The 14,563-nt window shown below is 39.4% G+C and carries 13 protein-coding genes, 1 riboswitch and 1 other annotated feature; of the genes, 2 read left to right on the forward strand and 11 right to left on the reverse strand.

Going from position 1 to position 14,563, the window contains the following annotated elements:
• Positions 1-31: 31 nt before the first annotated feature.
• The 3 genes from rbsK to CBG10_RS03695 all read right to left on the reverse strand — a co-directional run bounded on the left by rbsK (position 32) and on the right by CBG10_RS03695 (position 2,718).
• Positions 32-955, reverse strand: coding sequence for a ribokinase (gene rbsK / locus CBG10_RS03685; protein ID WP_094502735.1), 924 nt, complete (start codon positions 953-955; stop codon positions 32-34).
• Positions 956-1,011: 56 nt separating this feature from the next.
• Positions 1,012-2,028 carry a ribose utilization transcriptional repressor RbsR gene (gene rbsR, locus CBG10_RS03690; protein WP_094502736.1) on the reverse strand — a complete coding sequence of 339 codons (1,017 nt, stop codon included), beginning with the start codon at positions 2,026-2,028 and terminating at the stop codon, positions 1,012-1,014.
• Between the two features lie 81 nt (positions 2,029-2,109).
• Entirely contained in the window at positions 2,110-2,718 is a 609-nt protein-coding gene (locus tag CBG10_RS03695; RefSeq protein WP_019251768.1) for a hypothetical protein, read from the reverse strand.
• Between the two features lie 215 nt (positions 2,719-2,933).
• Here CBG10_RS03695 and CBG10_RS03700 point away from each other — a divergent pair, with 215 nt between their 5' ends.
• A complete protein-coding gene (locus tag CBG10_RS03700; RefSeq protein WP_003664204.1) occupies positions 2,934-3,566 on the forward strand; it encodes a deoxynucleoside kinase in 633 nt (210 codons plus the stop codon).
• Positions 3,567-3,600: 34 nt separating this feature from the next.
• Here CBG10_RS03700 and CBG10_RS03705 read toward each other — a convergent pair whose 3' ends face one another.
• The 3 genes from CBG10_RS03705 to pepV form a co-directional block, all read right to left on the reverse strand.
• On the reverse strand, positions 3,601-4,647 hold the full coding sequence (locus CBG10_RS03705; RefSeq protein ID WP_094502737.1) for a glycoside hydrolase family 73 protein: 1,047 nt from the start codon (positions 4,645-4,647) through the stop codon (positions 3,601-3,603).
• An 88-nt stretch (positions 4,648-4,735) separates the two neighbouring features.
• Positions 4,736-5,248 carry a universal stress protein gene (locus CBG10_RS03710; RefSeq protein ID WP_080735343.1) on the reverse strand — a complete coding sequence of 171 codons (513 nt, stop codon included), beginning with the start codon at positions 5,246-5,248 and terminating at the stop codon, positions 4,736-4,738.
• Positions 5,249-5,273: 25 nt separating this feature from the next.
• Complete coding sequence (pepV, locus tag CBG10_RS03715) at positions 5,274-6,677, reverse strand: dipeptidase PepV (protein WP_094502738.1); 1,404 nt, start codon at positions 6,675-6,677, stop codon at positions 5,274-5,276.
• 88 nt (positions 6,678-6,765) lie between these two features.
• Between pepV and CBG10_RS03720 the strand changes: the two genes are divergently transcribed.
• Positions 6,766-7,626 (forward strand): NAD(P)H-hydrate dehydratase, encoded by an 861-nt coding sequence (locus CBG10_RS03720; protein ID WP_094511686.1) that lies wholly within the window; start codon positions 6,766-6,768, stop codon positions 7,624-7,626.
• 64 nt (positions 7,627-7,690) lie between these two features.
• Here the strand turns inward: CBG10_RS03720 and CBG10_RS03725 are convergent, their stop codons facing one another.
• The 5 genes from CBG10_RS03725 to CBG10_RS03745 form a co-directional block, all read right to left on the reverse strand.
• Entirely contained in the window at positions 7,691-9,340 is a 1,650-nt protein-coding gene (locus CBG10_RS03725) for a putative polysaccharide biosynthesis protein (RefSeq protein WP_094507973.1), read from the reverse strand.
• Between the two features lie 114 nt (positions 9,341-9,454).
• The gene (locus tag CBG10_RS03730; RefSeq protein ID WP_094507975.1) at positions 9,455-9,718 is read right to left on the reverse strand and encodes a type II toxin-antitoxin system HicB family antitoxin; all 264 of its coding nucleotides are present in this window, start codon (positions 9,716-9,718) and stop codon (positions 9,455-9,457) included.
• Positions 9,719-9,782: 64 nt separating this feature from the next.
• On the reverse strand, positions 9,783-12,203 hold the full coding sequence (gene leuS, locus CBG10_RS03735) for a leucine--tRNA ligase (RefSeq protein ID WP_094507977.1): 2,421 nt from the start codon (positions 12,201-12,203) through the stop codon (positions 9,783-9,785).
• Positions 12,204-12,263: 60 nt separating this feature from the next.
• Positions 12,264-12,472 (reverse strand) — a binding site (T-box leader).
• Between the two features lie 52 nt (positions 12,473-12,524).
• A complete protein-coding gene (metK, locus tag CBG10_RS03740) occupies positions 12,525-13,712 on the reverse strand; it encodes a methionine adenosyltransferase (RefSeq protein ID WP_003664212.1) in 1,188 nt (395 codons plus the stop codon).
• A riboswitch (SMK box riboswitch) is annotated at positions 13,710-13,822 on the reverse strand. It overlaps the preceding gene by 3 nt.
• Positions 13,823-13,872: 50 nt before the next feature.
• Complete coding sequence (locus CBG10_RS03745) at positions 13,873-14,412, reverse strand: DNA-3-methyladenine glycosylase I (RefSeq protein WP_094511688.1); 540 nt, start codon at positions 14,410-14,412, stop codon at positions 13,873-13,875.
• Positions 14,413-14,563 lie beyond the last annotated feature (151 nt).

Here is a 14,563-nt window from a genome sequence, read left to right on the forward strand (position 1 = left end):
CTCACCATTTTTAATTTATATTTAACTAAACCTAGTTATTCTTTGATGCAGCAACTACTTCGTCATAAGTAGGAATTGATGGTAATGCACCAAGCTTTTGAACAGCTAATGAACTTGCCCGTTGAGCGTAAACAATTGCCTTTTCGATGTTGCTCATATCAGGCTTTAATTGGGATGAAAGAGCACCAATGAATGTATCACCAGCGGCAGTAGTATCAACAGCATTAACCTTAAAGGCAGGAATGAAGTTGTAACCATCTTGAGTACAGTAGAAGGCACCCTTTGCTCCAACAGTAATAATTAAGTTACGGACACCCATTTGAGCAAACTTTGCGGCTGACATAAGCATTGAAGTTTCGTCTGTAATAATAATTCCTGTTAAAGCAGCACTTTCTGTTTCATTTGGAATGATTAAGTCAGTTAACTTCAATAGGTCAGGATTAATTTCATGAGCAGGAGCAGGATTCAAGATTGTCTTTACACCATTTTCCTTTGCAATTTGGAATGCCCGTAAAGTAGCTTCTTGTGGTGTTTCAAATTGAGCAATGGCAAAATCGGCAGCAGCAATTTGATCGCGAGCATCTTCGACTTCCTTAACGCTTAATTGTTGGTTTGCTCCTCCGTATACTAAGATACTGTTTTGGCCACTTTCATCAAGTAAGATGGCTGCAGATCCAGTACCTGCTTGATCGTCAACATGGATCCCAGTTGTGTCGACGTTGTTATTCTTGAGGTCATTGATCATCATCTTACCACCAGCGTCATCACCAACCTGACCAACAAATGCTGTTTCAGCGCCTGAACGTGCAGCAGCAACAGCTTGGTTTGCACCTTTTCCCCCGGCAGCATTAGTTTTACTTAAAGCGGCAATTGTTTCCCCAGGTAATGGCATCCGCTTAACCTTCATCGTTGTATCAACATTTAAACTACCTACAATTGTTACCTGATTTGTCATTTGTTTATTTCCTCCTTAAACAATTGGCATCTAATTGATAATATCATCATACCATATTATTTTGGACGATAGGAACTTGTACTTTCTCGTTTAATTAATTTTACTGGAAAGTTTTGCACACGGGCTTCAACACTACTATGACTAATCTGTTCAATGAGCATTTTAGTAGCTCCCGCACCGAGGTCAAAAATCGGCTGTTGCACCGTAGTTAATCGTGGATAAACATAATCATCCCAGTAGATGTTATCATAGCCGATCACAGAAATGTCTTCAGGAACCTTAATGTCTAATTCATGTAACTCTCGCAACAACCCAATTGCCATTTCATCATTTGCTGCAAAAACAGCAGAGGCGCCAGTTGCTAAAACATCTTTTGCCGCTTTATATCCGCCATCCTTTGTCAAGGGTGCCCGAATAACATCGTGAATAGGATCGAGGCTTAGATTATTTTCTTTAATAATATTTTTAAATCCATTCATTCGGTGATTTAAGTTTTCAGTAGGATTATCAGAAGTAAGAACGGCAATATGTTTGTGACCAAGTTCAATGAGGTGCTTAGCCGCAATTTGACCACCAAGGTAATCATTGGTTTGTACCCGGTCACCCTCCTGCGTATGATTCTGGTCAAATAAAATATAAGGAATCTCATTAAAAGAAATCACTTCTTTAATCGTCTCGGTAGTCATCGTCGCACTAGCAATTACTAATCCACTAATTGATCGTTCAATCATCTGGGAAAGGTAATATTTTTCCAGCTTTGGGTCACGGTTGGCACTAAAGACAAGCGGAATAAATTCTGCTTCACGAGCAATACTCTGTACCCCTTCAACAAAAGTACCAAAAAACGGGTTGGCAATATTAGGAACTAGTACCCCAATTGTCTTGGCACTCTTTAAAATTAAGTTACGAGCATTAAAATCAGGAACGTATTTATACTTATCCCGTAATGCCAAAACTCGTTCTTGAGTTGCTGTACTGAATCGATCACCTTTATTATTTAAAATTTGCGAAACAGTGGTTACAGAAACACCAGCTTCTTTTGCTAAATCACGAATTGTTATTTTCTTTTTCATGGCTGTTCAACCTCTTTAGTAAACAGTTTTATCTAGTTAATAATATTTAACTAATTTAAACTATCTCAACTCATATTGCAATCACATTTCGTTAAAAATATCATTAAAAATCTGTTTCCCGGTTGCCATTTGAGTTCCACGAACACGGAGATAGTCAATCTTTGCTCGCAAAATATCATATTCCCATAATGAGGATAGGTCATGATCATTATAGTAATGAATCGTTACTTTAATGGGCGTGAGATCAGTAATTATTCCTGTAAAATCATCACTCCCCTTATACTTTTCAGTGCCAATCACAACTGGAAGACGGTTCTCATAGGAATCATTGAGAAGGTTTGACAATAAGTTTCCTTGGGTAATTTCTGGATGGTTATCAATAAATTTTTGCACTTGCCAAATATCAAAATAGTTGTGATCATGGGCAACTTTAGTTTTTTCAGAAACCGTCATTAAATAGTCACTATGGCGTTCCGTATAAAGAATACTCTTGATCCGAATAGCAATTAATCCGTTAATTTTACCATCCCAGTCAATGCTAATCATCAAACAAAATACTGGATCGAGGGCAACAACAAATCCGACATTAAAATAATCATCATTAGGCAAGTTATGAACCTCAATCAATGTTCCTTGCTGCTTTGCCATTGTTAATTGAACACGATTCTCACTTTCACTTTCTTTTCTCATCGTTACATCCTTACTATTAATTTTTCACATGATTAGATTTTTAAAATTTAATCACATCTCTATTTTTATTATAATCGCTAACAATGTGGATGTGATAACTTTTACCACGATAAGTTAAATCTGGCAACCACCAAATATTGTAAAATTGGGTGTGTCATTCCACAATATTTTGTAGTAAGATATTTTTTGTGACAAAAAAGTAAAGAGGGGCCATTATGGTGATTATTACAGCAGGGATGATTGGTGTCGGTAAAACAACTTTAACTGGAAAGATTGCCGAACACTTACATACAAAAGCATTTTTTGAACCAGTCGGAGAAAATCCAGTTTTACCACTGTATTATAAAAATCCAAAACAGTACGGCTTTTTACTCCAAATTTATTTTTTAAACAAGCGTTTCTCAATGATTAAACAAGCACTTACTGATGATAACAACGTGCTTGACCGTTCTATCTACGAAGATGCCTTGTTTACGCGAGAAAATAACGCCGAGGGAAACATCACTGATACTGAATTAGAAGTATACTTAAAGCTTCTTGACAACATGATGAGTGACCTCCAACAGTTACCTAAGCGCGCACCAGATTTAATGGTTTATTCTGAAACAGATTTCGAAACCATCTTATACCGAATTAAAAAGCGCGGGCGGGATTACGAGCAAATTGATACTAATCCAGAGTTAAAGGATTACTATTACAAGATGTGGAGTGCCTACAAGCAATGGTACAAGGATTACGATGCTAGTCCAAAAATGAAAATTGATTTAGAGCGTTATGACCTTGAAGATCCTAAGAACGTTGATGCGGTCTTAGCAATGATTGATGAACGCTTAAAGTCTTTACGCTAAATAATTGATAAGAGCATGATTAGAGGTTTGCCTTTTAACCATGCTCTTTCTTTTTCTTCAATAAACGACGAAACATTTCAATCATTCCTGCCGTTCCCACTCCACCAAGCAAGGGAACATATTGAGGGATACTAACATCGTTCTTTCTCGCTTGAACGGGATGTTTGTCAACAATTGGCATCGCCTTACTTTCCTTCTTCCTCTCCATCATTGGAACAGGATTAGCCTTTTCATCACTGATATTAGCTTGATCATCGTACTTAGTAAGTCGGTAAGTATCAATCAGCTGATTTAACTTTCGGTCATACTCGGGATCTGTTGCATATCTTCCGCGAAGTGCCCGCGTAGCTTCACGATAATTTTTAGTATTTTGACGGTGAACTCCTTGATAAAGCGGGGCTTCTAATGTCTGAGCATAATCTCTTAGTGCTTCATATTCACTTGCATACTGCCGAAAATTACTAACAACCTGAAACTCATGTCCTTGCTCGTCATATTCAGTTGTGGGTTGAGCAACTGTTTGCCGGGCAAAATAACCCTTAACCCCAAAAAGATTATTATTAGGCGCCTTTCCTAATGTACTGCATCCCCAGTCGCTCTCTAAGGCCGCTTGCGCAATAATGATTGATGGATACAAGTCATATTCCCGACCAATTTGTTGAGCAGCTGGGGCTATTCGATTAATAAATCGTGCTTGAACCGCAGATGGTTGTTGAGGTCGATAAACCTGCTCATCTTCTTTACCTTCTAACAGCTGTCTTTGTTCAGCAGAAGCTTCAGTTGAAGATTGAATTGTTTCATGCTCAGACACTACCTCGGCACCTGTCAAAGCATTATTTTGCTCATTTTCCTTTGCTTGAGCAGCATTTTCATATTCTGTTAAATAAGCATCAATATATTCTTCATCATGATTAACTAAGGCTTCTTCATCAATCGGCTTTGCACTCTTCACGTCTTCATTTGCATCAAATTGTGCTTGTTGGATAGCGTCCGCTTTAATCGGTTGCCCATTAAGACTTGTTAAAACAATTAATGCACTCGTAATAGCACGGCGATTTAACACAATAAAACACTCCTTCATAATGTCCTATAGTATATATACGTGAAAATTATGAATTTGCATTTTTAAACTAGAAAAGACTAGAAGAAAATTCCCCTAGTCTTATGCTTTACATTTCAGGATATGTCGTTTCCTTGATATCCAATTTTTGATTCTTCAAGTTTGTCTTAACAACGGTAACGTCACATGGTGCTTCACGAATAGTGTAAGCAGCTGTTGAACCAACAAGCAGACGACCGACAACATTTAACCCGGTTGCGCCAATAATGATTAAATCAATATCATTTTCTTTTGGATAACGTTCTGCAAGTTCAACCTTAGCGTTACCAACTTTTACATCAGTTTCAACATCTTTTATTCCAGCAGCTTCTGCTTTTTTCTTGTAGTCAGCTAATTTCTTTTGCATTGTTTCAATTGCTGAATTATAAATGCTATGACTAACAAAGCCGTATCCACCAGGACCAGTACTTGGGTAGCGTTCACCATTGATAATACTTAATAAATACAATTTAGCATCATTGGTCTTAGCAGTGTCAACCGCTTTTTCAAAAGCCATATCAGCTTGCTTTGAACCATCAACACCAACAAGAATATTTTGATAACTCATTCTTGACACCTCCATTTTGTATCTTTATTTTAGCACAAAATTAATCAGTAACGAGATTATTAATTGCCTCCATGTAAATCGCCATCGATGTAATTAAATCATTAACAGGTTGATATTCATTAGCCTGATGCATTGTATTTGGCGTATGTGGCATTAAAGCACCAAAGGCAACGCCCCGCTTCATCAAACGACCGTAAGTTCCACCACCAACGACTTCTGGTTTTGCGTCTGTATCTCCAGTTTGGTCAATATAAGCTTGCATTAAGGTCTTAACGATTGGATCATCTGGATCAACATAATGTGGAGCTTGAGATGGACCTTGTGTAACTTTAATTTGTAATTTGTCAGCAATCGCCTTTACAGTATCCTCTAGCTTATCTGGTGTCACGCTTTTAGGGAAGCGGAAGTTCATGTCAATGTGACCACCCTTGTCCGCATCGAAGTTTAAAATTCCGGCGTTCATAGTTAATTCACCCATTACCGGATCAGTGTAAGCACCATTAAAGCCATCCATCCGCGTATCTAAATGAAGATAGTCCGCTAAGAATTCAATGAAGCTCTTTGCGCCCCCACCAAAGTCATATCGATTTAAGAACTTTGCAAGGTAGGTTGCTGCATTGATTCCCTTTTCTGGTTCCATTCCATGGGCAGCCTTTCCGATAACAGTAATCTTAAGGCCTTTATCTGTTGATTCAATATTACCTTCAACCGGATTTTCTTCAATAAAGTGACCAAAATCATTCGTAACTTCTTGAGGATTATCTGTCCGAATAAGGGCAACTGCTTCCCGCGGTACCATGTTAAAACGCAAACCAGATTCAAAACTAACTAGTTGTGTTGAGGCATCCCCATTGCCAGCAGGGACATCAAGCAAGAGCGATACTTGCCCTTTTTCACCGTTAATTACTGGGAATTCCGCATCTGGTGAAAAACCAAATGTTGGGGCTGGTTCAACTTCAAAGTAACGGTGCATTCCAGTCCAGTTACTTTCTTCATCAGTTCCAACGATAAAACGAACTTTCTTGTTAAACTTTACGCCTTGATCTTTCAAATACTTCAAGGCATAGTAAGCGGCCATTCCAGGTCCCTTATCATCAGAAGCTCCACGACCATATAAGTTACCATCCTTGATAACTGGGTCAAATGGATCCGTATCCCAACCCTTACCAGCAGGCATCACATCAAGATGGGCTAAAATAGCAAGTGTTTCATCGCCTTCACCCCATTCAGCATACCCAACAAGGTTATCAATGTTCTTTACTTTAAAACCGTCTTGTTCTGCCATCTCTAAAAATGCTTTTAGCGCTTGAGCAGGACGAGGGCCAAGCGGGTATTCATCGGTTGCTGCCGAATCATCACGGACACTGGGGATCTTCATTAATGCTACAAGATCATTTAAATAGTTTTCTTTTTGTGCCTCTGCGGCTTTCATCCAATCCGTCAAGATTAATCCCTCCAAAATATTCTACTTTGACTAATTTTAATGATACCATTAAATTGTCTATTAAATAAAATAATAAGGAGTCTTAACTGTGAAAAAACTTACTGACCAAATCTTAAAGGATGTTATTACTCCCCGTCCTGAAAACAGTTTTAAGGGGACTTTTGGTAAAGTTACTCTTATCGGCGGCAATCGTAATTTTGGTGGTGCAATCATCATGGCATCAACTGCGGCCGTCTGTGCTGGTACTGGGCTTGTAACAACTGCCACTGATGAAATCAACGCTAGTGCCCTCCATGCGCAGTTGCCAGAAGCGATGTTCGCTGATTTTACTGATGATGCCCTAGTTGCTGACCTTACTAAAGCTGCTACCAGTGTGGTTGTTGGCCCTGGCCTCGGAAATGATGAAACAAGTTTACAAATTTTGAAGAATGTTTTTGCTCATACGACTGAGAAACAAAATGTGATCATTGATGGATCTGCAATTACCCTTATGGCGATGGAAAAGCTTGAACAACCACAGGGAAACATTATTTATACTCCTCACGAAATGGAATGGCAACGGCTCTCTGGAATCAAGATTGGGGAGCAAACTGAAGATAAAAACAGAGCCGCTCAAGAAAAACTTGGTGCTACCATTGTCTTAAAGAAGCACCACACAGAAATTTATACTGATGATCAAGTATATCAATTGCCAATCGGTACCCCCGCCCAAGCAGTTGGTGGAATGGGTGACACTCTTGCTGGAATGGTTGGGGGCTTCACCGCTGAATTTAATGAGAAGGCAGAGAAGGCCGTCCTCGCTGCCGTTTATGCGCACAGTGCGATTGCGGAAAAGATTGCTGAAAGTCAGTATATTGTCCTCCCTCACCAAATTAGCCGTGCTCTCCCAACTTTCATGAAAAAGATGGAAAAGCTTGATGATAATCATCATATTGGATTTTTGAATTAAGAAATTTGAGAACATTAAAAAGGTTCAGAGCAAAATCTCACTCTGAACCTTTTTGTGTGCATTGTTATTTAATGTGTAAAATCGTTCGTAACCTTGCTACTCGTGGTCCCAATAGCTGATCAGCTAATCGTGACTTTAAGCAGAGGTAAAGATAAATTCCTGCTCCGACTATTACTCCTGGAATCAAGGAGAAGAAAGCAGTGTAGCGCCCATATGGACTAACAAAATGGCTAATGATTAACATTACAATCTTTGTCCCAGCAAACATCACTAAGGAGTAAGCTAAAATCTGGTTAGTTGGCAGGGCCATCTTATCAAAACGGAGGTGGAATTCCATATTAAAGGAATGCAAGATCAAATAGTTGATCACAAACATTGATATTCCTGTTGAAACTAATGGTCCCAATCCTTCAAAAATCCAAATACATGGGAATTGGAGGATAAATTTAATTACGATTCCAATTGCTAAGAACATCATCATTTTTTTGTTCTCAGAAATTCCTTGCATCATTGCTGCGGCTACAGTATACAAGCCTAACATAATCGAAATGTAAGCCGCAAATTGCAGTACTACAACCCCTGCCGCATCATAACGATAAAAGACGGTATAAATTTGCTGAGCAACTGCGGATAATCCAAGAGCTGCCGGAATCATCACAAAATAAAATAACAAGAGAACATTTTGAATCTGTTTTCGCATTCCTTCCTGGTCATTCTGTGCTCGCGCAGTTGCTAATAGCGGAATGACTGTTGCTGCCATTGCAGATGCCAAAGAAATAACAATCATGTATAGTTTGTTAGCATTGAAAGAGAATAATGCATAGAGAACTGTAACTTGATAATGCGAGAAGTTACCCACCATTGACATCATTTTAGGGAAAGTAAACTGATCAATTAATTGATAAAGATTAATCCCTCCCTCGATAATAATAAACGGAATTGCCTGGTAGACGATATTCATAACTAATCGCATTGTAGATACTTCCGAATTAGGAATACTATTTTCTACTAATTCATTCATTTCATTTAAATGCCGCATCCATGCAATTGCTAAAACTAAAATTGCCCCTAATGCACCAATAAAAGCTGCAAATGTTGATTGAGTAACCGCACTCACCCAGCTTCCATGCTTAATTTTCATAATGAAATACGTTGCAGCCAACATATAAATGACACGAAAAACTTGCTCAACAAACTGTGACATTGCTGACGGTGCCATCCAATTATATCCCTGCAAAAATCCACGAGTAATTGACATTGCTGGAATAATTAAAACTGCCCATGCTAACGATTGAATAACAGGAATAACATTAGGATCCCCATTATCCATCAACCGTGCGCCAAACATCATGACAATCGCGCAAATAATCCCCATTGCCATCGATACGTACATTCCTGAATGATATAGCTTCCTGCTAACCCCATATTGATTTATTCCATTATAGTGCGCTACTAGTTTTGAGATAGCAGAAGGAATTCCTGCTGTTGCAATAACTAAAACATATGAATAGATATTATACCCCTGAGCAAATAGGGCATTTGCTTCATTACTATAAGCACCAAACCATGTAACCCACGGGATAACATAAAGGGCTCCTAATAGTCGTGAAGTAATACTTCCTGCAGTCATCCAAGCAGATCCACTCAACATTTTTTCATGAGCATCTTTTTTTACTGCGGTGCTGCTCAAATCATTTACTTTATTTTCTTCCATGATTTGTTGCAATCCTACCTTTTTTATTTTAATCGAGTTTACACAATCCTAATCATTTTATCGTGAATAAAAAGCTGGTGCAATTCGATTTACCGTTTTTAATATTTCTTTAACCTAGTATTGTTCCAAATCAACAGTTACCATTTTAATGATTTGATCTGGATGGTGTTGCTTTAGCGCCTCTAATGAGCTTACGGCTGGGGCATCTTCAAAGTGGCCGAGTTTATCATTAAGGGTAATCGCTAAGCCCAATTTAGCAAAATCCATCGCCTCATCCATTGTTTTCCCCTGGGTAAATGCTTCCGGTAAATCTGGAAAATCAACTTGAATTTCATTATCTTTCGGGGTAAAAATTGCTGGATACCTCACTATTTCCATAATTTATATCTCCTCAAATAAAAAGAAGCAGGAAAACATAGATTCCCTGCCCTTTATTAATTTACTATTTTGCAACAATGTTAACGATCTTGTTAGGGACAACAATGACTTTCTTAATATCCTTGCCGTCAGTAAACTTCTTAACATGTTCGTTTGCTAAAGCAAGTTGTTGTGCTTCATCGCGGTCAGTATCCTTGGCCATCTTAATCTTAGCCCGTACCTTACCGTTAACTTGAACAATCATTTCAACTTCATCTTCAACTAAAGCTTTTGGATCGTAAGTCGGCCATGGTTGATAAGTGATAGTATCGCTCTCACCAAATTGACTCCAGAGTTCTTCAGCCATGTGCGGCATGATTGGTGCAATCATCTTTACAAAGCCTTTCATGTATTCAACCGGCAAATCATCAACCTTGTAAGCTTCGTTGACAAAGACCATCAATTGAGAAATAGCCGTATTGAAGTGCATCCGTTCGTAGTCTTCGGTAACCTTCTTAACAGTTTGATTGTAAACCTTGGTAAGCTTACCATCATTGAAAGTGGATACCCGGTCACGGAGGTGGTTATTATCATCCATCAACAACCGCCATACACGTTGAACCCACTTATTCGCACCATGAAGTCCCTTTTCATCCCAAGGCACAGATTCTTCAAGTGGTCCCATAAACATTTCGTAAAGACGTAAAGTATCAGCCCCATATTGGTCAACAATGTCATCAGGGTTAACAACATTACCTTTGGACTTCGACATCTTTTCATGGTTTGAGCCAAGAATCATCCCCTGGTTAACAAGCTTCATGAATGGTTCTTTAGTTGGTACGAGACCGAGGTCATAAAGAACCTTATGCCAGAATCGAGCATAGAGCAAGTGAAGAACAGCGTGTTCAGCTCCACCAACATAGAGATCAACTGGTGACCAGTAATCAAGGGCTTCTTTGGAGGCAAATTCCTCGTCATTATGTGGATCAGTGTACCGAAGCCAGTACCATGATGAACCGGCCCATTGTGGCATCGTGTTAGTCTCACGAAGACCATGACGACCATTTTCGTCATAAACGTTAACCCAATCTTCAACATTTGCTAATGGACTTTCACCAGTTCCTGATGGTTCGATATTATCAGTCTTTGGTAATTCAAGTGGGAGTTCGTCTTCTGGAACTAATGAGGTTGTCCCATCATCCCAGTGGATAACTGGAATTGGTTCCCCCCAGTAACGTTGCCGACTGAAGATCCAATCACGAAGACGGTAGTTAACCTTCTTATGACCAGCATCGTGTTCTTCAAGCCAATCGATCATCTTTTGCTTTGCATCAGCAATGTTCAAGCCATCAAGGAAACCAGAATTAATGTGCTTACCGTCACCATCAAAAGCACCTTCTGACACATCTGTTCCTTCAATAACAGGCTTAATTGGCAAGTCAAACTTAGTAGCAAAGTCATAATCACGTTGATCTCCGGAAGGAACAGCCATTACTGCTCCAGTTCCATATGAAGCAAGCACGTAATCACTAATCCAAATTGGTAGTTTTTCACCGTTAACTGGATTAATAACGTAAGAACCAGTAAATACCCCAGTCTTATCCTTATTTAAGTCAGTCCGCTCAAGATCAGACCGCCGTGATGCTTCTTCCTTGTACTTTTCAACTTCCGCCTTGTGTTCAGAGGTCGTCAATTGGTCAACTAATTCTTGTTCGGGAGCAAGAACAACATAAGAAGCACCAAAGAGCGTATCTGCCCGCGTCGTAAATACTTCAATCTTAGTATCTTCATCCCCCACAACTGGGAAAAATACTGAAGCACCTTCTGAACGACCGATCCAGTTACGTTGCATTTCCTTAACGCTTTCTGGCCAATCAACAAGGTCAAGGTCATCAATCAAACGATCCGCATAAGCAGTAATCTTTAAAACCCATTGACGCATTGGCTTACGGTAGACGGGGTAGCCACCACGTTTAGTCTTGCCATCTTCAACCTCTTCGTTGGCAACAACTGTTCCACCCATAAAATCAGGGGCCCAGTTAACCATAATTTCACTTTCGTAAGCAAGCCCCTTCTTGTAGAGCTGTTCAAAAATCCATTGAGTCCACTTGTAGAACTTAGGATCAGTCGTATTTACTTCACGATCCCAGTCATATGAGAACCCAAGTGATTGGATTTGGTCACGGAAATGATCAATATTTTTGTTCGTAAAGTCCTTAGGGTTATGGCCAGTCTTTAATGCATATTGTTCAGCTGGTAAACCGAATGCATCCCACCCCATTGGATGTAAGACATTAAATCCTTGCATCCGCTTCATCCGTGACATTACATCCGTAGCTGTATAACCTTCTGGGTGACCAACGTGGAGTCCTTGACCAGATGGATATGGGAACATGTCTAATGCATAATACTTCTTTTGGTCCTTATTAAGGTCTGCTTTAAAAGTTTCATTCTTCTTCCAAAACTTTTGCCACTTTTTTTCAATCGTCTTATGATCGTAAGCCATATTTTCTACTCCTTATTCTGATTTTAATAATCGTAATAAAAAAGTCCCGTAGAAATTAATCTACGAGACGAAATAACTCCGCGGTACCACCCGTTTTCCATGGAATCCATGGCGCTTAGGACCTTAACGCGGTAAACGTCATTACCTACTAAAATTCAGCAATAATCACATTTAGATGAGTTCGTAAATGACCAGTCTCCTGTTCACACCACCACAGGATCTCTGCTGACCTCGTCAAAAACTACTATTTCTATTACGATCAAATATTTAACGCCTATTTTAACAACCACCGTTAATGATTGCAAGCGTGTAACTAAATTATTAGCCTAAAATTTCTTTTAATTCGTCAACTTTATCAAGGTGTTCCCATGGTAAGTCCACATCAGTTCGACCAAAGTGACCATAAGCAGCAGTTTGCTTGTAAATTGGCCGCTTTAAGTCAAGCATTTCAATAATTCCAGCTGGACGTAAATCAAATACTTTTCGAACAGCGGCAATTAATTCTTCTTCTGAACGGGTACCAGTACCATAAGTATTAATCATGATTGATACTGGTTCTGCGACACCGATGGCATAAGCAACTTGAATCTCGGCCTTCTTAGCATAACCAGCTGCGACAATGTTTTTAGCAATATAACGCGCAGCATAACTAGCAGAACGGTCAACCTTAGTAGCATCCTTTCCAGAAAAGGCTCCACCACCATGATGGGCAGCCCCACCATAAGTATCAACAATAATCTTCCGTCCTGTTAAACCGGCATCCCCTTGAGGCCCACCGATTACAAAGCGACCTGTTGGATTAATGAAGTACTTAGTTTGGTCATCAAGGTACTCAGCTGGAATAACTGCTTCAATCACTTGTTCTTTAATATCCTTTTTAATTTGATCAAGTGAAACCTCTGGATCATGCTGGGTACTTAAAACAACGGTATCAACACGTAATGGCTTGTCATTCTCATCGTATTCTACAGTTACTTCGGCCTTTGCATCTGGACGAAGGTAAGAGATAACGCCATCCTTACGTAGTTGAGCAATCTTACGCATTAATTTATGGCTTAAAACCAATGTTAATGGCATATATTCAGGTGTTTCGTCAGTAGCGTAACCAAACATCAATCCTTGGTCACCGGCACCAATCTTATCAAGCGGATCAGCTTCACCTTCACGCGTTTCTAAGGAGTCATCAACCCCTTGCGCAATGTCTGGTGATTGTTCATCGATTGCAGTAATAACAGCACAGTTATCAGCATCGAAACCGTACTTACCATCTGTATAACCGATCTTACGAATTGTGTCCCGCACAATCTGTTGGATATTAACGTAGGCCTTAGTAGAAACTTCACCAAAGACTAATACTAGTCCAGTAGTAACTGAGGTCTCAACTGCAACCCGTGAATCAGGATCCTTCTTAAGCAATTCATCTAAAATCGCGTCACTGATTTGGTCAGCAATCTTATCTGGATGTCCTTCTGATACTGATTCGGATGTAAATAAATGTCGTTCTGCCATTTTCTAATTCCCCCATATTCTATTGAAACTTTCAAATAGTTTGTAGTTGCGGTTACAAGGCATCTTCACGTTCAGACGTGAATCCTATCGGGAATTGCTTTATAACGAGAATAATCTTAGCATAATTGTTAACCAACAATCAATATTAATCCAGACATTCTTATTTCAAACGGGCATTGACCATCCCCACTGCCGTCATGAAAGAGTAAATAATTGTCGGGCCGACAAATTTAAATCCATCCCTCCGCATTTGCTTAGCTATTTCTTCCGAAGCAGGTGTTTTAGGAGCTAATTCAACATCGGTAGTTAACCCCAAGTCTTGCGGTTGATCATCAACAAAGTGCCACACATAATTATCAAACTTCTTTCCCGTTTTCCGTAATCTTAAAATCACTTGTGCATTATTAATTACTGCTACTATTTTACAACGATTACGAATAATAGTTTCATCCTCACATAATCGATTAATATCTTCATCGGTAAAGGATGCCACTTTTTCAATCTTAAAGTTCGCAAATGCTCGATTAAATGCTTCTCGTCGCCGCCAGATTGTTTGCCAAGTTAAACCGGCCTGAAATAATTCTAAAGAAAGCATTGCAAATAACTGCTGGTCATCATGAACTGGAAATCCCCAGTAGTGATCATAATAGTCTTGCATTTCCGGTGTCGCATTTGCCCATTGTGGTCGTTTAAGTGTCATTATTAATACCTCTTTTCTGTTTTTAATCGAGTAGGAGATAATTGATTATTTCAATTATCGACCTCTCACACCACCGTACGTACGGTTCCGTATACGGCGGTTCGACAACTTAATCACATTGAATTGACTGGAGCGTCTTGGACATATTCAT

This window comes from Limosilactobacillus reuteri (assembly GCF_002254085.1).
GTDB classification, from domain to species: Bacteria; Bacillota; Bacilli; order Lactobacillales; family Lactobacillaceae; genus Limosilactobacillus; species Limosilactobacillus reuteri_K.